The 18,366-nt window shown below is 68.9% G+C and carries 16 protein-coding genes and 1 pseudogene; 8 read left to right on the forward strand and 9 right to left on the reverse strand.

Going from position 1 to position 18,366, the window contains the following annotated elements; genetic code table 11:
* The first annotated feature begins 121 nt into the window (after positions 1-121).
* From L1785_RS13580 to L1785_RS13585, 3 genes and pseudogenes are all read left to right on the forward strand, one after another.
* Complete coding sequence (locus tag L1785_RS13580) at positions 122-2,311, forward strand: hypothetical protein (protein ID WP_236089806.1); 2,190 nt, start codon at positions 122-124, stop codon at positions 2,309-2,311.
* Positions 2,312-2,319: 8 nt separating this feature from the next.
* Positions 2,320-2,544: pseudogene (locus L1785_RS23400) on the forward strand (Hsp70 family protein); the annotation flags it as partial.
* 256 nt (positions 2,545-2,800) lie between these two features.
* Positions 2,801-4,027, forward strand: a complete 1,227-nt coding sequence (locus L1785_RS13585) for an Hsp70 family protein (protein ID WP_236089807.1) — start codon at positions 2,801-2,803, stop codon at positions 4,025-4,027.
* An 18-nt stretch (positions 4,028-4,045) separates the two neighbouring features.
* Here the strand turns inward: L1785_RS13585 and L1785_RS13590 are convergent, their stop codons facing one another.
* The 8 genes from L1785_RS13590 to L1785_RS13625 all read right to left on the reverse strand — a co-directional run bounded on the left by L1785_RS13590 (position 4,046) and on the right by L1785_RS13625 (position 13,041).
* Entirely contained in the window at positions 4,046-7,450 is a 3,405-nt protein-coding gene (locus L1785_RS13590; RefSeq protein WP_236089808.1) for a DEAD/DEAH box helicase, read from the reverse strand.
* Positions 7,451-7,826: 376 nt separating this feature from the next.
* Entirely contained in the window at positions 7,827-8,198 is a 372-nt protein-coding gene (locus L1785_RS13595; RefSeq protein WP_236089809.1) for a hypothetical protein, read from the reverse strand.
* A complete protein-coding gene (locus L1785_RS13600; RefSeq protein ID WP_236089810.1) occupies positions 8,195-9,394 on the reverse strand; it encodes an RIP homotypic interaction motif-containing protein in 1,200 nt (399 codons plus the stop codon). The genes L1785_RS13595 and L1785_RS13600 overlap by 4 nt, the downstream gene beginning before the upstream one ends.
* Positions 9,395-9,410: 16 nt before the next feature.
* On the reverse strand, positions 9,411-9,818 hold the full coding sequence (locus L1785_RS13605; protein ID WP_236089811.1) for a 6TM ABC transporter family protein: 408 nt from the start codon (positions 9,816-9,818) through the stop codon (positions 9,411-9,413).
* 157 nt (positions 9,819-9,975) lie between these two features.
* A complete protein-coding gene (gene tyrS, locus L1785_RS13610) occupies positions 9,976-11,373 on the reverse strand; it encodes a tyrosine--tRNA ligase (protein WP_236089812.1) in 1,398 nt (465 codons plus the stop codon).
* A 44-nt stretch (positions 11,374-11,417) separates the two neighbouring features.
* On the reverse strand, positions 11,418-11,618 hold the full coding sequence (locus L1785_RS13615; protein WP_236089813.1) for a hypothetical protein: 201 nt from the start codon (positions 11,616-11,618) through the stop codon (positions 11,418-11,420).
* Complete coding sequence (locus tag L1785_RS13620) at positions 11,615-12,211, reverse strand: class I SAM-dependent methyltransferase (protein ID WP_236089814.1); 597 nt, start codon at positions 12,209-12,211, stop codon at positions 11,615-11,617. The genes L1785_RS13615 and L1785_RS13620 overlap by 4 nt, the downstream gene beginning before the upstream one ends.
* A 170-nt stretch (positions 12,212-12,381) precedes the next feature.
* Complete coding sequence (locus L1785_RS13625) at positions 12,382-13,041, reverse strand: 3'-5' exonuclease (protein ID WP_236089815.1); 660 nt, start codon at positions 13,039-13,041, stop codon at positions 12,382-12,384.
* A 167-nt stretch (positions 13,042-13,208) separates the two neighbouring features.
* Between L1785_RS13625 and proS the strand changes: the two genes are divergently transcribed.
* The gene (proS, locus tag L1785_RS13630; RefSeq protein ID WP_236089816.1) at positions 13,209-14,633 is read left to right on the forward strand and encodes a proline--tRNA ligase; all 1,425 of its coding nucleotides are present in this window, start codon (positions 13,209-13,211) and stop codon (positions 14,631-14,633) included.
* Between the two features lie 125 nt (positions 14,634-14,758).
* Here proS and L1785_RS13635 read toward each other — a convergent pair whose 3' ends face one another.
* Positions 14,759-15,163 carry a GNAT family N-acetyltransferase gene (locus tag L1785_RS13635; RefSeq protein WP_268915279.1) on the reverse strand — a complete coding sequence of 135 codons (405 nt, stop codon included), beginning with the start codon at positions 15,161-15,163 and terminating at the stop codon, positions 14,759-14,761.
* Positions 15,164-15,628: 465 nt separating this feature from the next.
* On the opposite strand from L1785_RS13635, the gene L1785_RS13640 reads away from it, so the two are divergent.
* The 4 genes from L1785_RS13640 (at position 15,629) to L1785_RS13655 (ending at position 18,348) form a co-directional block, all read left to right on the forward strand.
* Entirely contained in the window at positions 15,629-16,111 is a 483-nt protein-coding gene (locus L1785_RS13640) for a GNAT family N-acetyltransferase (RefSeq protein WP_236089818.1), read from the forward strand.
* A 66-nt stretch (positions 16,112-16,177) separates the two neighbouring features.
* Positions 16,178-16,759 carry an HD domain-containing protein gene (locus tag L1785_RS13645; RefSeq protein ID WP_236089819.1) on the forward strand — a complete coding sequence of 194 codons (582 nt, stop codon included), beginning with the start codon at positions 16,178-16,180 and terminating at the stop codon, positions 16,757-16,759.
* A 63-nt stretch (positions 16,760-16,822) separates the two neighbouring features.
* A complete protein-coding gene (locus L1785_RS13650) occupies positions 16,823-17,539 on the forward strand; it encodes a haloacid dehalogenase-like hydrolase (RefSeq protein WP_236089820.1) in 717 nt (238 codons plus the stop codon).
* Positions 17,540-17,607: 68 nt separating this feature from the next.
* Positions 17,608-18,348, forward strand: coding sequence for a helix-turn-helix domain-containing protein (locus tag L1785_RS13655; RefSeq protein WP_236089821.1), 741 nt, complete (start codon positions 17,608-17,610; stop codon positions 18,346-18,348).
* Positions 18,349-18,366: the final 18 nt, after the last annotated feature.

Consider the following 18,366-nt stretch of genomic DNA (forward strand, 5'->3'; position numbering starts at 1 on the left):
CATGTCGCGCTCTACAGCCGCTCGCGGAGCGCAGCGACGACCACCTGACCGGTGGCGCGAACGCACCCCGCTGGCTGCCCTCGCCTACGCTGATGGCCAAAGCGATCCTTAGAATCTCAGCGTGCCAGTCCACCAGTCTGCGTTGCTCACCGATCCCAAGACGAGGGCCGTCCTTCGAGAAGGTCAGGTCCTTGCGTCGGACCCCTCCGCAAAGGAGGCCACCGTGCGTTGGTCGGACGGGGTCGAGGATGTAGTCACCCCGGGAAAGAATCGCGTCGTCGTCGTCGCCACTGGTGGCCTGAGATACCTGCAATGGATAAACGGAACGACGCCGGCCGAAGCATACGCTGGCGACCCGGTGGCAGCGGTCGTCGGAGCGGTTCTCGACATGGCTGGGGGCGAGGGCACGGTTCATGAACTGACGAAGAGGCTCATGGGTGTGCCTGAGGACGAGCTCAGGGACCTCCTCGTCAATCGACGCGACGAACTGAATGGGGCCGGGCTCGCGGTGACCAGCAAGCGGGTACGCCTGAAGACGGAGGTTCTCGAGAAAGCCGCTGAGCAACCCGCGGGGATCTCGTCGCCAGAAGGTCTGCCGGCGGCCGATGCCCCGTCAAGCAACGTCGAGTTCGAGGTTGATACTGGTGGCCAACCCGATGCGGCACTCCCGACGGCTCCATCGGAGGCAGAGACAGAGCCGTCGAAGGCGCGTTCGGCTACTGACGGGGTTGCAGAGCCAGTTCGCGACGACGGACCTGACACTGATCGGGAGCCCACGCCCGAGAACGCTGCCGAAGCAGCCACTCCCGGTCGAGAGCCGCAGCCCGGTGCGACCCCGACGAACGTGGACAAGGCCGCGGAACGCCCGATCTCACCGATTCGTCGGCTGACCGAGATCGCGGCGATTGCCGATCTCGAAGCACGTCGACCGCTCGCCGTGAGCCTGGCAGCGGACAGGGACCCCGTCATGCGCTTCTTGGCAGGTGCCCTCACCGACAACGTGCCAGCCGCGGTCGTAAAAGAGCTGGCGGGCAAGCCGCTGGCGACCATCGACCAGATGAGTGGCGTCAGTGCCAAGGTCGTTGCGACTGCTGCGTCGGCCGTGAGCAGTAACGACCTGGCAGCGATGCTTCTCCTCGTCGCGTCGACCAGCGAGGCGCCAAAGGGAGTCACTGGCCGTTCCCGGGACGCGCTGGAGTACCTGGTTCGACAGGTGGCAGCCGAGCTCCGATCGGCCGCTGGCCGCCGCCACGAGCGCGCGCTGTCACTCTTCGTCTCAAGGTCCGCGCCCCTGCTCTCTCGCGTTTCGGCCGAAGCACTCATCGAGTTGCTCGGTGCGTTTACGTCCACGACCGTCCGCACGCATGGCGAGCAGGTCCTTGCCGCGATCGTCCAGGCTCTCCAAACCTCGGACCGGATCGACGTATCTGAAAAGGGTTTGCGCGAGCTTGGCAAGCAGGCGGCTCTCATGCCGCTGGCGGAGTCGCCCGCCCGTCAGGCGTTGCTCGGCCGGCTGTGGCTGCTCAAGCCCGCCGAGGCCGGCCTAGCACGGTGGTGGAGCGAGGTCGGGGCCGACGACGTCGTGGCGGTGACGGACGGCGCGCTGCTTCGGGCACTCGCGGAACCGACGATCGCCGCTCACGTCGCGCCCAAGGTGCGGGTAGCTGTTGACGACGCCCAGACGCGGAGACGGCTCCTGACTCTGCTGGCGTCGCCACCCGAGGTCGCAGCCATGGTCGATCCTGAACGTGTCGGCCAGGCCTTCGCACGGATCGCGAGCGCGGACAAGGTATTCGCCGCCTGGCGAGCCGTCTTCACTGGTGCCGCAGACCGCGCCGCGGCCGAGTCTCGGATTACCGCGCTGAGCCAGGAGCGGGATACGGCCGCCCGCCGTCTGGAGTCGGCGCTGAAGGAGGCCGCGGCCTTGCAGTCGAACCTGGAGCGAGCGCACCGGCAGATCGATGCCATGCGCGAGGCTGACCGGGCGTCGCACGGTGCGAACGAGCGGCAGCTGCAGATCGATGCGATGCGCTCGGTGGCGCGGATCGCTGCGCTTGCAGTCGAGGAAGTCGGCGCGGGTGATCCAAAGCGGGCGCGTGACCGGATCACCGCGCTCGTGCGGCGCAGCGGACTCGAGACCGTGGGTGAAATCGGGGCCGTGGTGACCTACGACCCGACTCTGCACGACAGTATCGAGCGCGGTGTCGAACCGGGCACCGAAGTCAGTGTCAGACAGCCCGGGTATACCTGGACGCATGGGGGCGAACGGGTCGTTCTTGCCCGCGCGACCGTAGAGACGTTGCACGTATAGGAGCGCCCGTGGCACAGACCGCGATTGGGATCGACTTCGGTACCAGCACTTGCTTGGTTGCCGAGGGCACCGCCCTGAGGACCCAGATCGTCGCGATCGGGGACACCCAGTCGTGGATGCCCTCCGTCGTCGCGCAGGGCGACCGCAGTCTTCTGGTCGGCGAGGAGGCAGTGGCGGTCGCCGAGCATGCGCTGCTGCGCTCAGTGAAGCGGGCCATCACGAAGAACTGGGCCGAGGTCAAGGTCCCAGGGACCGATGTCACGCTGAAGGCCGACGACGCGATCTACCACTTGCTTCGTGAGCTGCGGTCGCGCGCAGAACAGAAGGCATTTCTCGACCTGGCCGACGGCAGCGTCCGGCTCGGCTGCCCAGCCATGTGGACCGGCGCCCAGAGGCGACGCCTCATGGGCCTCGCCGAGGAAGCAGGCATCTCCGTCGGGGGGGGGGGGGCCGGGGTAGAAGCGCAGGCCGCGGGGGTGGGGGGGGTGCGTGAAAGAGGCCGCCTCGTCGACGCTGGTCGACGAGCCGATCGCCGCGGGTGTCGCATGGCTCATGAAGCGCGCGCGGGACCGTCGCGAGGAGATCCGCGGCAGGGTCCTCGTCTACGACATGGGCGGCGGCACGCTCGACATCGCGGTGCTGGATGTTCACGCCGAGCCGTACCAGGACCCGACGATCAACGTGCTCGCTGCGCACGGCATCGACGAGGCCGGCGACGCCGTCGACCAGTCGATCCTTCGTGACTATGAGCTCCGGCTGGCGGAACAAGGCGTCTACCTCGACGAGCAGCCGCGCCCTGAGGTGGCCCGCGCCTGGGTCCGCCGCGCGTCGCGTGAGGCGAAGGTGAGCCTGACAACCGCGATGGACGCTCGCGTCCCGGTCGGCTATGCCGAGGCCACGCTGCCGGACGTGATGCTGTCGCGCGAGTCGCTCGACGACATCGTTCGTCCACAGCTCGACCGGGCGCACCGGTTCGTGGTCGCGACCCTGCGCGCGGCTCGCCTCGCAGAGAGGGGTGAGTCGTCGATGTCTGCCGTCCGGTCCATACCGGAATCCGCAATTCTCGACACGGTCGACTACGTGCTGCTCGCGGGAGGCATGAGCCGGACGCCGGCAATCGCGGAGTACCTGCGCGACAGGTTCACCGAGGCTGAGCTGCACGAGATCCCGGAAGTCGCTGCCGATGAGGCGATCGCCGTCGGGCTCGCGGAGACCACCTCGTACGAGCGGCTGTCACTGCACCGTCCCGGGTTCCACTTCTACCTGGAGTGGGACACCCCGCGGGGGCGGCAGGAGCACCGGATCTACGACGCATACACGCCCTTCTACGACCCCATGGGCAGTCTCGGCGGGGATAGTGCGCGCTACTACTGGCGTGACCGGGGCGAGCTGCCGACGTCAGGTGAGGGCGTCCTGACCGTCAGGTCCGTGGAGGCGCACGAGAAGGACGAGGTGCCGATCAAGTTCGCCGATGCGGACGGCGAGTTCGACGGCGTCAGCGTCCGCTTCGGGCACCAGCGGTTCGTCCTGCGCCTGGCGCAAGACGGCTCGGTGCTCGTCGGCGACGGCACCGGCCGAACCACCGAGTTGGGGGTCGACCGGTGGCCCGTACTCAAGGGCGACACCTACCAGCGGATCCTCGTCGAGAACGCCCGGCAGCAGGCGGCGTCGCTCGGTACCGTGCGCAAGCTGGCCTGGCACCAGGAGGACTACTGATGCCAGGCCGCTACGCGGTCAGCTGATTGTGCCGGTCACAACGAGAACCGCGACCGGCGTGAGCGACACGGCCAGTTCGCGACTCTGGCTGATCCGGGACTTCTCTCGCTCGAGCGACTCACGGAGGTTGCCGGCTCGGGTCAGCTGGCCCTTCGCGTAGCTGGGATCCTTCGTCGCATATTCCCGCGCGCTCGCTGTGGCCCTGTCGATCTTGATCCTGAAGTACCGCTCGCGGGCTTCGACTCGGCCGTCGATCAGGGCTGCGTTGTCCTGGGCACGTGTCGCCTCCGTAGCCGTTCGCCGATCCCAGATCTGCCGTGCCAGCACTGGGAGCGGGCCCCGGGCATCAAAGTCGTCGGGCACGTGCGCGTCGCGCAGGGTGCCGGTGGCCACGGCGGCGAGCAGAGCGTCCTCGGCCCCGGGCACGGCAGCATGCGAAGTCGCGTCGATCGCGGTGGACCACAGCTCCAGGCGCGGGCGCAGACCGCTGGTCTGGGCGAGGTCGACGCGGGCCAGGAGGTACTGGTCGGGTGCGATCCCCGGCACGGCGACTGCGCCGAACCGCCGTAGGTCGGTCTCGGAGCGCTCCAGCTCGAGGAGGGCGAGGCTCACGAGTGGGTGTCGGACCGAGAGCAGGTCGACGTCGTGCTTGCTCGCGGTGTCGGCGTCGAACGTCACCCGGACGTCGCGGTCGGTGCGGAACGCCCCCTCCAGGCGGCTGAGCGGGAACGTGGTGCCGCGTCCGCGTTCGCCCCGGATGTGCCCGCACTTTTCGGCAAGCTCTGGTGTGCCGCGCAGCAGTAGGATCCCGTTCTCGTCCGGACCGGTCAGTCGGCTACCGGTCGGGACGAGAAGGCGTCGCACGAGCCGTTCGATCTCGGTCCGTCCGACGAACCGCCCACGATCAGGGCCCTCCTCGCCCATTCCCTCGATCCGCAGGTGGTCCGCCGTGGCGAGCGTCGCGCGGGACTCCTCGATGCGCTCGATCTCGCGCCGGTTGTTCTCGATAGCGACGGCGATCTCGTTCTGCCGCCGCCGAGCCTCTTCCGGGCTGAGGCGCTGGGTCAGAAGCTCGGTCCGGTACTGCTTGAAGTGCGACCGCAGGATCGGTTCTAGATCGCCGATCGATCGCTCGAAAACGCCGATGCGCTGGTAGAGACGCTCGAGGATATCGGACTCGATGGTCCCAGGGACGTGCATGTTGCGGACGAAGATCTTCTCGCTCTGCTGACCGAACCGGTCCACACGCCCGATGCGCTGTTCCACACGCATCGGGTTCCACGGCAGGTCGTAGTTGACCACGGCGTTGCACGTCTCGAAATCGAGACCTTCGGACCCGACCTCACTGAGTAGGAGCAGGTCGAACTCGCCGGCGCGGAACTGCTCCATCACCTCGACGCGACGCTCGATCGGCGTCTTGCCGTGCATGACCGCGGCCGTGAACTCCGGGCGCACGCGTGAGAGCAGGTACTCCAGCGTCCCGGGGAAGGTCGAGAACACCATGACCTGCCGCACGCCGATGTCGCGCAAGCGGCGCAGGTCCTCTACGAAGGCCTCGTACTTGGAATCCACGCGGATTCCGCGCCGGAACGCAGCCGACGACGCCAGCATCTCCGCCCACGCCGGCGCCGCGGGCCGCTCAACGTCCTGGGACCCCTCGTCGAACAATTCGTCCGGATCGTCCACCGGGCTCACCGTCACGCCTCGCTCGGCCTCCGTCTGCGCGCGCCGCAGGAGCGCAGGGAGGCAGCTCGCTGCCTGGCGCAGAGGCATCTGCATCGCGAAGCCCACGGGGATGCCCTCGTACCTCGCTCGGTCGCGGAAGTAGGTCTCGACAGCGTCGTAGACAGCCTTCTCTTCCGACGTCCATTCCACCTCGACCGAGTACGCCTCGCGCACTGCCTTCGTGCCCGGGACATCGATCTTGCGGGTGCGGGTGAGGACCCCGCTCAGCGGAGAGAGCTCGGCGATGAACCGTCGCGCCTCCGACCACTCCTCAGGTTCGAGAGGGCGGTCGACGTCGAGGACCTTCAGAAGTCTGTCGAAGTCGGGCCGCATCGCGAGCGAGCGGCCGAACGGCACCGTCTCCACCCGCTTGAGCGTGGTGCGGGCGGTCCGACCGATCCCTGCCGTCGCGACCGTGTGCAGCGTCTCGTTCAGCAGGGCATTCGGTTCGAGCTGCGCCCGGAACACGTCCTTGTCGTAGAAGCTGCCCTCGTCGAGGATCTCCAGCAGGTTGAACAGGTCGTCCTCGCGCAGGTTGATGGGCGTGGCCGAGAGGAATAGCAGGTAGTCCGACCAGTCGGACAGGAGGTGTCCGAGGCGGTTGGACCGGCGCCCGGTGTTCCGCATCTGGTGGGCCTCGTCGACGATGATCAGGTCGAACCGAGGGTTGACCTCGTTAAGCGCCTCGAGGACCGTCGTGGCCGACCGCAACGACTCCAGGCTGATGACCGCCTGGACTTCTGGGTCACCTCCCGTGCGGATGTCGTCGGCAAGCTCCTGGAGCCGGTCCGGCTTGATGATCTCGATCTTGCGGTCGAATCGCCGGTTCATCTCGTCGCGCCACTTGTGCGTCAGGGCCGACGGAGCTACGACCAGGGCTCGGCGCAGGCGACCCGCCCCACCTGCCGGTCCGCCGTCATGGCGCTGGTCGAGTTCGTTCCAGACCAGGCCCGCCTCGATCGTCTTGCCAAGACCGACCTCGTCCGCGACGAGAAGGCGGCCCGTACCCGAGGAGAGCACCTTGATCGCAGGGAGGAACTGGTACGGGCGGAACACCGTCTTGCTCGCCGCGAACGAGTACAGGACGTCGGTGAGCGGGTTACGGAGCGTCGCATGCGTCAGTGTCAGGGCGAGATCCGTCGAGCGTGCCGGCGGCTGGCTCGTCCAGAATGCGGGTGACCGAGGGTCGCCCGCGAGCCGCTCCAGCGCGGTCTCGGGATACTCCCGAAGGAGGCCGGCCACCTCGACCGTCACCTGATAGCCAGCAGCCATTCGCGTGATCTTGCGGACCGTGCCGAGTTCGGAGGTGCTCCTGACCCGCACCATCGATCCTGGCGTCAGGTCGGTGCCACCACCGAACGGGACGGCGTCCCCCCATTCGTCGCTGCGGACCCGCAGGGCGAGCTCGACCCATGGCACGTCCCTGTACCGGGTCTCGAAGCTGGACGCCTGCTCCTCAGGACCGCCGTCGGCCATCGCCAGGACGCGCCAGCGTCCACGGCGGGCGCTCGCATAGACACCCCGCGGTACGCCGCCGAAGGCGTCGTACTCGGCGGCGGTCCGCACATCGGCGTTGACTGCAGCAAGCGCAGCGACGTCTTCCTCCGTGACCTTGCCCAGCACCAGTAACTGATCGACCGGGGCGGCCGCGAGCCAGCTGAGCCCTTCGCGCCACGGGAAGTATTTGGTGTCGTCCACGCACGTGAAACTACCGGGCCGGACTCGTCTCAAACGCCGAACTCGACCAAAGTCGCCCTCTCGCGGTTTGGACTCCGGATCCGAACGGTGCCGAAGCCTGCACCTCGCGTGCACTCGGGATCTGGGGACCCGCTGGGCGCGTCAACGGACCTCGCCGAGCGGGTCTTCTCGTACGTCTTGGCGGAGGGGTGCCAGCGAGTTGCGCGAGCCCGCAACCGAACTGCCACAGCAGCCCCGAGAGTAGGCCAGCCCCGGCGCTCTGAGCCTCGGGTGCAAACGTGTGACGGACATGCCTACGACGGCTGCGGAGGGCCGGGATCGCAGCCGTCGTGCTGGATTGGGGTCACCTGACGCTGACCGATTCGAGACGCGCTTGTCAGCCTAGGCTCTCGAGCATCTGTCGTGTCATGTCGACGGCCTCGACCACGCCGGAGTACGTCCCGGTCACCTGCGACAGCGTGCCCAGGGTCTCCTCGAACGCAACCCGCCAGCCTTGCTTGTCATCCGGCGCGACCTGGTTCAGTCGCTCCACGGAGGCCTCCACAAGGGGACGGTCGGCGTCGGACACCGCGGCGAGCAGTGCTTCCAGTTTGTCGATGATTGCTTGCGGCTCGGGGGCCGCGGCGGCATCGAAATTCTGGGTGAACGTGTGGTCGGTCCCCGTGACGTTGCCCTGGCCGCCCTGGATGTTGTTGTCGCCGATCTGGAGGTTCGTGACCTTGTCGAACTTGAACTCTCCGCCGCTCATCGTCGATCTCCTTCTCGCTGTTCCTGGTGGATCGTGTGGCCGGAGCCGGTGACGTTGCCCGTTCCCCCTTGCACGTTGTGGTTGCCGATCTGTACGGAGTCCGCATGTTCCAGGTGGACGACGGTGATGGACGTACCTGGAGCGGGCGGGATCCTGAAGGGCACGACCACCTCGGCGGGGTCCAGCAAGTCCCTCAGGCGAGCGATCACCGCCGGCACTCCTGCTGGCAGCGGCTCGGAGATCCACCACGCGTCGTCGAGCTCCGCATGGCGCACGACCGCGTTGTCGGCCATAGGCGGGTCGGGCCATTCAACAGCAAGGTTGTCCAGCCCTCCGGCACCCGGCCTGATCGCCTCTGCCACCTGGGCGAGCAGACCCTGGGCGATCGGCGCGGCCGACGTCACCATCACCTGCAGGCGCGCAGTCCGGTGCGCCAGCCGGTGCAGCCACTCACCTGCATCCGCCGCAGCGCGGTGGGCTACATCGTCGGGACTGCGCCCCGAACCGAAGATGCCAGACCCGGTGGTGGGCAGCGCCCGCTCTGCGTAGATCCCGGCGACCTGCTCCAGAGCCGCTCGCTGCGGACCGTCCAGTACCCCCGGGACGAGCAGGACGGACAGCGCGACGGGCGTGGCCGATCGCTCGAGCGTTTGCAGGACGTGGGCCCAGGCACCCCGCCCGACGCCCTTGGCCGTCCAGGGGTCGACCCGGGCGATCGCGAACAGTCGGCCTGCCGAGGTGCGGTCGATCCGGACGGGCCTCCGCAGGGCGACGATGCCCCCGCATGGAAGCACCTCGAAGGGCTCGAGCACAGCGTCGATGTCCTGGACCTCGACGGGCTCCACGACGACGTGGTCCGGCACGACACTCGCACGCGTCCGCAGATCGTTCGCGAGCCGGACGACCTCTTCCGTCGTCGGCGCCTCGCACCTCCCGATCAGGAAGCAGGCCAGCGCGCCACGCCCGTCGGCGACCCAGCGAACCTCGAGTCGCATCTCCCCACCCGACGTGAGGAGCCCACTGAGCCAGACTGCCTCCGCCTCAACCGACGAGGCAGCGTCACCCGGGTGTGCGACGGCACCCGCGAGCGTGGCGCCGCTCGAGAGCGCCGGCGCCGGCCGAAGTCGCAGAGCGAACCAGGCGAGGGCACCATCGCCGTCCTCAACGACCTGCAGGTAGCTCGTGCGGCCCGTCACGGCCAGGGCCTCCGCATCATTGGTGCCCCTCCGACCGCCGGTCGGAGAGCGTCGGCGGCGTCCCGGTCGCACTCTCAGGCGACGAGTGGAGCTGCTGCGCCGGCAGGTACGACTGGTACGGAGACGCCGGAGAGACCTGCTGGTGCAGGGTCGCGTGCAGCAGCTCGCCGCGAAGGCGCCGCTCCCCCGCCGCCGCCACCGCGCGCCAGGTGAGCACGCTCGCCCACGTCACCACGAGAGACGCCGCGGTGAGCCAGGCGAGGGCAACCAGGTGTTCCCCGATCGGGTCTGCCGTCAGGCGTCCGACGACGACCGCGAGGAACGCGTCGATCACCGCTGTCACGACGGTCAGCGGCGTCAACGCGAACAGCGACCGGACGGCGAACCGCCGCCACGTCTCGCTCGCTCTCGGACGCCTACGCATCACCCTTGGACCCAGCACAGATCAGCCCCCTTGATCGTGTTCTCGCCCTGAGCGTGCAGCACCGGCGACGCCGCTCACCAGGGCTTATTCGCCTGCTCCGGGTCCGGCCGCCCGCATCGTGCTGAGGGTGTCACCTGCCGTGGGGTGGTCTGACGGTTCAGCGTCGGTGCTCGATGCGCGCGACCCTCCGGCCGACCTTGAGGAAGACCTCGCCGGTCGTGGTGCCGATCCCCGCGAGCACAGCTGTCAGGGTCTGGCGGGCGTCGTCCGGCGTGAGCGTGGTCTGCTCCTGGCCGGCTTCGGACTCGACGACGATCCGCAGGCCGTGCTGCTCGGCGACCCGCCGCACGTCACCGTTCGACGTCGCGAAGCCGAGCGCCTTGACGACCTCCGTGACGGGGACTCCGAGGTCGGCCACGACCGGCAGGTCGGAGACGTCACTGAAGGACCGTTTGGAGAACTGGGCGGTGAACTCCTGGCGGGCCTTCATGGCGGCGTCGAGCTCGTGGATCGCGGCGGTGACCTCGCCCGCGAGGATCTTCTTGAGGTCCATGGGGTGCAGGGTCCCGGCGGCGAGCCGTTCGGTGACGACGGCGAGCTCCGGGTCGGTCCACTCCGACAGGGCGCGGAAGTAGGGCTCGACGAGCCGGTCCGGCACGGACATGAGTTTGCCGAAGACTTCACCGGCCGGGGCCGCGACCGGCACGTAGTTGCCCTGGGACTTGGACATCTTCGCGCCGGTCCCGTCGGTGCCCTCGATCAGCGAGGTCGCCACGACGATCTCGGGGGCCTGGCCGCTGATCTCCATGACCTTGCGGCCCATCTGCATGTTGAGGAACTGGTCGATGCCGCCGATCTCCAGGTCGCAACCGATCTCCACGGAGTCCAGCGCCATGACCACCGAGTAGATCAGCTCGGCCATCGACAGGCCCTGGCCGGCCTCGAGACGCTTGCGGAAGTCCTCACGCTGCAACGGCATGGAGACGGGGATCTTGGCGAGGATCTCGATCATCCGCGGCAGGGTGATCTCGCGCAGCCAGTCTCCGTTGTGCCGGAACCGGGCCCCGCGGCTGAAGTCGAAGAACGGGGTGACCTGGTCCTTGTAGGTGGCCAGGTTTCGGGCGATGTCCTCGTCGCTCAGGGCAGGACGCTCGTCGGACCGTCCGGAGGGGTCGCCGATCTTCGCCGTGACGTCCCCGACGATGAACACGACCTGGTGGCCCATCCGCTGGACGCGCGAGAGCAGCATCATGGGCACGGCGTGGCCGAGGTGGACCTCGGATCCGGTCGGGTCGATGCCGAACTTCGCGATGAACGGCCGGTTCTCGGCGGCGGCCCTGGCGACGCGCTCGGCGAGCGCGGCCGCGGACGGTTGCAGCTGCTGGGTGCGGGCGCCGATCAGCTCGGCCTGCTCGGTCGGCGAGAGGTCCGACAGGTCCAGGGTGCGGCGGGCGGTCGTCTCGGTGAGCAGGTCGCTGACCGCCTGATAACCGGCCAGGTCCGCTCCGCGCAGCAGCGTGGTGACGGTCTGGACGGACTGGGCGAGGCGGGTCATCGAGGGCTCCTTGCTCTCTGGGAGGTTGATACGGGGCTATCGGTTCAAGGCCGGGCGGCGAGGATCACCTCGAACGACGAGGACTCTTCGAACGGTCCGTCCCCGAGCCGGTCGCGCAGGCGGTCCTGGAACTCCTGGGCTCGCTCGGCGAACAGGTGGGGCGCCGCGAAGCTGGTCGAGGCCAGGTAGCCGAGCACCTGGTCGATCGTCCAGTCGCGCGTGAACCGGACCCTCGTCTCGGTCACCGCGCTGAACGCCGATGCGCGCAGGACGTCGGTGTGCGCCTCGGTGCGCTCGAAGTACCCCGCCCTGCACGGCGGCGAGGGCCCAGGAACTCCTGGACCGTGCCGCGGACGGTCGCGGTCCAGTCGCTCTGGTACTCCCAGAAGCTCGGCTCGGAGAAGATCGCGATCACGCCACCGGGCCGCACGACCGGCTCGAGACGACGCAGCACGGTGGGGCGGTCGAACCAGTGGAACGCGCGGCTGATGGTGACCAGGTCCGCGGCCCAGCCTGCGGGAGCTTCGAACGTCTCGGCGGGCGACTCGACCACGGTGACGGCCAGGTCGGGAACCTCGGCGGCGAGTGTCGTGCGCGCCAGGTGCGCCATGGCGGGGTCCGGTTCGACGGCGAGCACGTCGTCGAACCGGGCGGCCATCGCCCGGACGACCTGGCCGGTGCCGGTGGCCAGATCGAGCAGCCGGCGCGGACGGCGGCGCGGCGATGCGCCGGTCAGGACGTCGGCGACGTCGGCGGGGATGCCGGGCCGGAACCGGTGGTAGGAGTCCGCGACCCCGGCGAACGGGCTCGGGGACGTCGGTTGCGGCGGTGTGGTCATGGCAGCTCCCTCGGTCGGTCCGTTCGGTCGCGCGTCTTCCAAGTGAGGCTTCGCGCGTCGTGCGGGGAACGCCTGGCATCGTGCCATCGCGCCCCCGGCCGGCGTCCACCGGTTAAACGTCCGTGACCGTTGCTGACGGGACCGAGCCCGTCCTCGGCCCGGCAGCCTGGTCACGGCAGGTCGAACAAGGCAGAGTCGCTCAGAACCTCACGGTGAGCGGGCAGCGTGCTCACCGCGCCGTGCGCTCGCAGGGCACTGAGCCCGAGCCCGTCGACCGCGGCGCTCGTCATGAGGTCGACGAACAGCCGCGCCGTCACGAGCGCATCGTAGGCGGCCCGGTGCGGGCGCAGGCCTGCGGGCAGGTCGTGGTCCAGGTGCCGGGTGCGGACCAGGGCGCCCAGGCTGTGGCTCGGCAGGTTCCACAGGTGCCGGGAGAGCCTGAGCGTGTCGAACACCTCGACGGGGGTCCAGCCGGGCAGCGACCTGGTCAGGACGTCCAGGTCGACGCGGACGTTGTGCCCGACGACCGCGGCTTGTGAACCGTCAACGCCCAACGCCGCCAGGACCTCGCCGGCCACATGATCGATCCTGGGCGCCGAGGCGACGTCCTGGTTGGTGATGCCATGCACGCGGCGAGCCTGCCAGGTGATCGGCGACGGCGGCCGGACCAGCCAGGCGCGAGGGCCGCCGATGCTCCCGCGCCGGACCGGCACGACCGCGACCTCGACGAGCTCGGGCGGGTACGCCCCGTTGCCCTCGACGTCGACGACGACGTAGTCCAGAGCGTCCCAGCGTGCCGGGATCGGCCGGTCCACGTCGATGCTCTCCACGAACTCGGTATCCTTCCCGCGCGGCGACCGTCACGCGACTCCACGGCTGTGATCCTCCAGGACCGCCCGGATCATGACGCGGTCCTGGTCCAGGCAGGTCCCGGAAGCTCCGGGCCCGGTAGCGTTCGGCCGATCGTGCAGGTCAGGCCGTCTGTAGCATCGCGGGCATGACGACACCGAAGCGGCCGAGCGTGCTCGCGACCCAGGAAGCCGACTTCCCGCGCTGGTACCAGGACGTCCTGGAGAAGGCCGAGTTGGCCGACAACGGGCCGGTGCGAGGGACGATGGTGATCCGGCCGTACGCCTACGGTCTGTGGGAGCGGATGCAGGCCGAGGTCGACGCCCGGATCAAGGCTGCGGGTGCCGAGAACGTGTACCTGCCCCTGTTCATCCCGCAGTCCTACCTGCAGCGCGAGGCCGAGCACGTCGAGGGGTTCAGCCCGGAGCTGGCCGTCGTGACCCACGCGGGTGGCAAGGAGCTCACCGAGCCGGTCGTGGTCCGCCCGACGAGCGAGACGCTGTTCGGCGAGCTGATGGCGAAGTGGGTGCAGTCCCATCGGGACCTGCCCATGTTGCTGAACCAGTGGGCGAACGTGGTGCGCTGGGAGATGCGCCCGCGGGTGTTCCTGCGTACGACGGAGTTCCTCTGGCAGGAGGGCCATACCGCCCACGCGACACGTCAGGACGCGACCGAGTACACGCTGCGGATCCACCTGGACGTGTACCGCGACTTCCTGGAGAACGTCCTGGCCATCCCGGTGCTCGTGGGAGCGAAGACGAAGCGGGAGCGTTTCGCCGGAGCGATCAACACGATGACGTGCGAGGCGATGATGGGCGACGGCAAGGCGCTGCAGATGGCGACCAGCCACGAGCTGGGCCAGAACTTCGCCAAGGCGTTCAACATCACCTACACCGACAGCGCGGGCCAGGTGCAGCACTGCTGGACAACGTCGTGGGGTTCCTCCACGCGCATGGTGGGCGGTCTGATCATGGCTCACGGGGACGACGCCGGCCTTCGCGTCCCGCCGCGGGTCGCCGCCGTACAGGCGGTCGTCATCGCGGTCAAGGACGACGAGCGCACGCTGTCGACCGCCAGGGACCTCGTGGCTTCGCTCAACGCTGCCGGAGTGCGGGCACGGATCGACGCCCGCACCGAGCAGGGCTTCGGCCGCCGAGCCACCGAGTGGGAGCTCAAGGGCGTCCCGCTGCGGATCGAGGTCGGCCCGCGCGACCTCGACGCCGGGCAGGTCACGGTCGTGCGCCGCGACACGAGCGAGAAGTCACCCCTCCCCCTGGGCGAGGTCGTAGCGACGATCCCGTCGCTTCTGGAGTCGATGCACGAGGACATGCTCGCAGCTGCCCGGCAGCGCCTCGCCGACCGCACGATCGAGGCCACCAGCGTCGACGAGGCACTCGAGGGCGCCATGACCGGCTTCGTCCGCATCCCGTGGAAGGCCCTCGGCGAGGGAGGCGAGCGCACGCTCAACGAGCAGGCCGTCACGGTCCGCTGCCTGCAGACCCCGTCCGGCCAGGTGCCCGGCGTCGAGGACTCCGCCGACGATCTGATCGCCATCGTCGCGCGCAGCTATTGAGCAACCTGATGGTCGTCCATGGTGTGCGGACTAGGCACCATCGACGACCACTCGGCCCAGGCGTCGGATCCCGAGGCACCGACGAACTTCCGGGTCCGCACCCCCCAGCGGCGCGGCCCACCCAGTCAGGAGCGGATCATGCGGACCTCGGTGATCCCGTGATCGTCGATGAAGACAGCGCCGTCGCGCGCGAAGCCATGCTTCGAGTAGAACGCCTGCGCCCGTGGGTTCGGGTGAGCCGTCCATAGGTCAGCCGGGCACGCGCCTGGCAGGCAGGTGTCCAGCAGCGCCGACGCCACGCCTGACCCGTGGTGGTCCGGGTGCAGGTAGAGCGACATGAGCTCGGTCTCGTGGACCGGGACCAGGCCGTGCTTTGTCCGGGCGGGGCCGACCTGGGCGAAGCCGACAACGACGCCGTCGACCGTGGCCACGATCGACCAGCCGACCGGGTCGCCTCTGGCCAGCCGGTTCGCCCAGCGCCCGGCACGGTACTCGACGGTGTCGGTGAGCCAGAAGTCCGGCGGGAGCAGGTCGCTGTAGGCGTGCTGCTATCCCGCGTGGTGCACGACGGCGATCTGCTCGGCGTCCCCAGCGACGGCTGGACGCAGGTCGTACGTGCTCAACGGTGGACCTCCTCGCGAACACGGAACATGGGTGTCGCTGGCAGGCTCTCGCGCCGGCGGCGCCGCCCGCCACCGATTTCCCTGACCAGGTCCAGCGGTTCACCATCTCGGCGAGCAGTGAGAAAACCTGTGGTGGCCCAGCCGACGACCAGGAACGATACGGTCATGGACGCCACGCCACGTGCCCTCCTGACCGCGATCGTGCCGACGTTCGGGCTCTCCGTGCGGTGCGGTGATCTGGAGCTGAAGGTCCCCCGACGATACCGACCTGGTCGCGCTTGCCGACGTCGCCGCAGGCGGTGTCCATGGCGCGGGTTCGGCGTTCACCTGGCCGTGGACGCGGGGCGGGCCGGACACGGTGCGCCGGACACGGTGCGCCGGAACGTCCTTGAGTACCACTGGGACCTGCGCTCTCGCGTGGACGCTGACGACTGGCGACTGAACCTGGGCATCTACAAGAACGGGCGGATCGTCGGCGTCCAGTCGATGTCCGCGAAGGGCTTCCTGGTCCTGGGCTCGGTGACCACCGGCTCGTGGGTCGCTGCCGGGCTCCACGGTCACGGGATCGGTTCCCTGGCACGACTCTTGGTTCTTCATCTCGGCTTCGAGGGCCTGGCCGCTCAGGAGATGGTCTGCGAGGCCTACACGGACAACCCGGCGTCCAACGCGGTCTCGGCGAAGCTCGGCTACCGGCTCGCTGACGAGCGGCGCGTCGCACGGGACGGCTCGCCTGTCATCATGCGTCGCTGGTCCATGACCCGAGAGGCATGGGACGGCCGCCCGGACCACCTGCGGGCGGGCATCCGGTCGCACGGCCTGGACCCAGTGATCAAGTACCTGGGCATCAGCTCCTGACACGCGTGAGCCGCCCGTCTCGGTGGGCGCCATCCTCACCACGATCCGCGCCGGTACCGTGGTGTGATGGCCTTCTTGAATCGCCTGCCGAGCAGCCAGGAAGCCGTCGCGATGCTTGACGACGCCCTGCCCGCGGGATCGGACCGGCTCTCGCACACGCTCGCCGTCGGTCGGCGCGCGCAGCTCGTGACCGAGCGGCTCACGGTTCGGCGCGCATCGCTGGTGGTCGCTGCGGCGTACTTGCACGATGTGGGCTATGCCGACGTGGCCGTCGACACAGGAGCACACCAGGTTGACGGTGCCCGTTACCTACGCGGGCTCGGGTACGACGACGACCTGTGCCGCCTCGTCGCCCACCACACGTTCGCGCGAATCGAAGCGCGTAACCAAGGCCTCGGGCAGGCGCTGGAGCACGAGTTCCCGATGCCCGACGGCGATCTCGCAGAGCTGTCGGACCTCGTCACCTACTGCGATCTCACGACAAGTCACCGGGGCGAGCCCACTACCGTCGACTCGCGGCTCGCCGACGTCTTCACGCGATACGAGCCGGGCCATGTCGTCGAGCGGTCGATGCGCGAGGCCGAGCCGTTGGCGCGTGCGCTCGTTGACCGGATCCGTGCGCGGCTCCACATCGCGGAGCGTTCCTGAGGGCCGACGGCGGGTCGGGGGCGAATCTGCTTGACCTGCGCGCGGGCCGATAGGTTCGTCTCCATGACCGTGCTCGTGCTCTGGGACGTGGATCACACACTTGTCGAGAACGGCGGAGTGAGCAAGGAGAGCTACGCCGGTGCTTTCGAGCTCCTGACAGGTCAAACGGCACGCAGCAGGGCTCGCACAGACGGTAGGACCGACCCTGAGATCATGGCGGATCTGCTCCGTGATCATGGCGTCGACCCTGGCTCGTTCAGCGCTGACTCGATCAGAGAAGCGCTGGTGGAGTCTCTGGAGACCCGTCGTGGGCGGCTCGCAGAGAAGGGCCATGCGCTGCTCGGAGCCAGAGCGGCGATCGACGCCCTGACAGAGGCCGCCGACGTAGTGCAGTCGGTCCTGACGGGCAACACCCGAACGAACGGCTTCGTGAAGCTCGAGGTGTTCGGCCTCGCAGACGCCCTGGACTGGGACTGCGGAGGTTTCGGGTTCGACGCCCAAGACCGACCCGGGCTCGTCGCCGTCGCGCAACGGCGAGCCGCAGCCCAGCACGGGGGCCAGTTCGACGGCGAGAACACCGTGCTGATCGGCGACACCGTCAACGATGTACGGGCTGGGATCCTTGGCGGAGCACGGGTCGTCGCAGTAGCAACCGGCGCCGATGATGTCGACACGCTCGCTGCGGCTGGCGCCACCCGCGTCCTGCCTGACCTGTCGGACACAGCCGCTGTGGTCGCGGCAGTCGCGGCCGCAGCCGGCCGCCCGACGTGGGTGCGCTGAGGGCGGCCAGCCTCCTGACGTGGGACTTCGTCGTCAGGTACCGTCTCGTCGGCAGAGAGGGGCCGACTGTGAACACTGCGCTGCGGCAGACAATGGAGCATCGTCGGATGGGGGTCGCGGAACTGGCTGCGCGGGTCGGCGTCGACGACAAGACCGTCCGGCGATGGCTCCATGACGGCCGTGTCCCGCACCGCCGCACGGCGCGCGACGTTGCCGACGCGCTCGGCGTAGCGCCTGAGGTTCTCTGGCCGCACGCCGATCAGAGCGCCGCCTCCGTGCACTCCGAGGTCGTCGCGCTGTATCCGCACCGTGCCGCAGTCCCGAAGCCTCTCTGGTTGAGCCTGATTCGGTCGGCGACTACCCAGATCGGGCTTCTAGCGTATGCGAGCCAGTTCTTGCCCGAGGAGAACCCGGGCGCCGTCGCGTTCCTGCGCCAGAAGGCTTGCTCAGGGGTGCGTGTACGGCTCGCGCTCGGAGACCCCGACAGCCCCGAAGCTGCACTACGAGGCGCCGAGGAGAGGCTCGGCGAAGCACTGCCAGCGCGGATCCGGATGGCGATGGCGTACTACCGACCACTGATCGACGTACCGAGAGTCGAGTTCCACCAGCATCGCACGACGCTCTACAACTCGATCTTCCGGTTCGACGACGAGATGCTCGTGAACCAGCACGTCTACGGCGCCTACGGCTACCTGGCCCCGATCCTGCACCTACGCCGCGACCCCGCCCACGACATGTTCGACATGTACGCGGCCAGCTTCGAGCGCGTCTGGGACGCGTCCTTCCCCCTGGGGAAAGGCCAGCCGTAACCCTGGAGGACGCCCCGA

The sequence above is a fragment of the Antribacter soli genome (genome assembly GCF_021568775.1).
GTDB classification, from domain to species: domain Bacteria; phylum Actinomycetota; class Actinomycetes; order Actinomycetales; family Cellulomonadaceae; genus Antribacter; species Antribacter soli.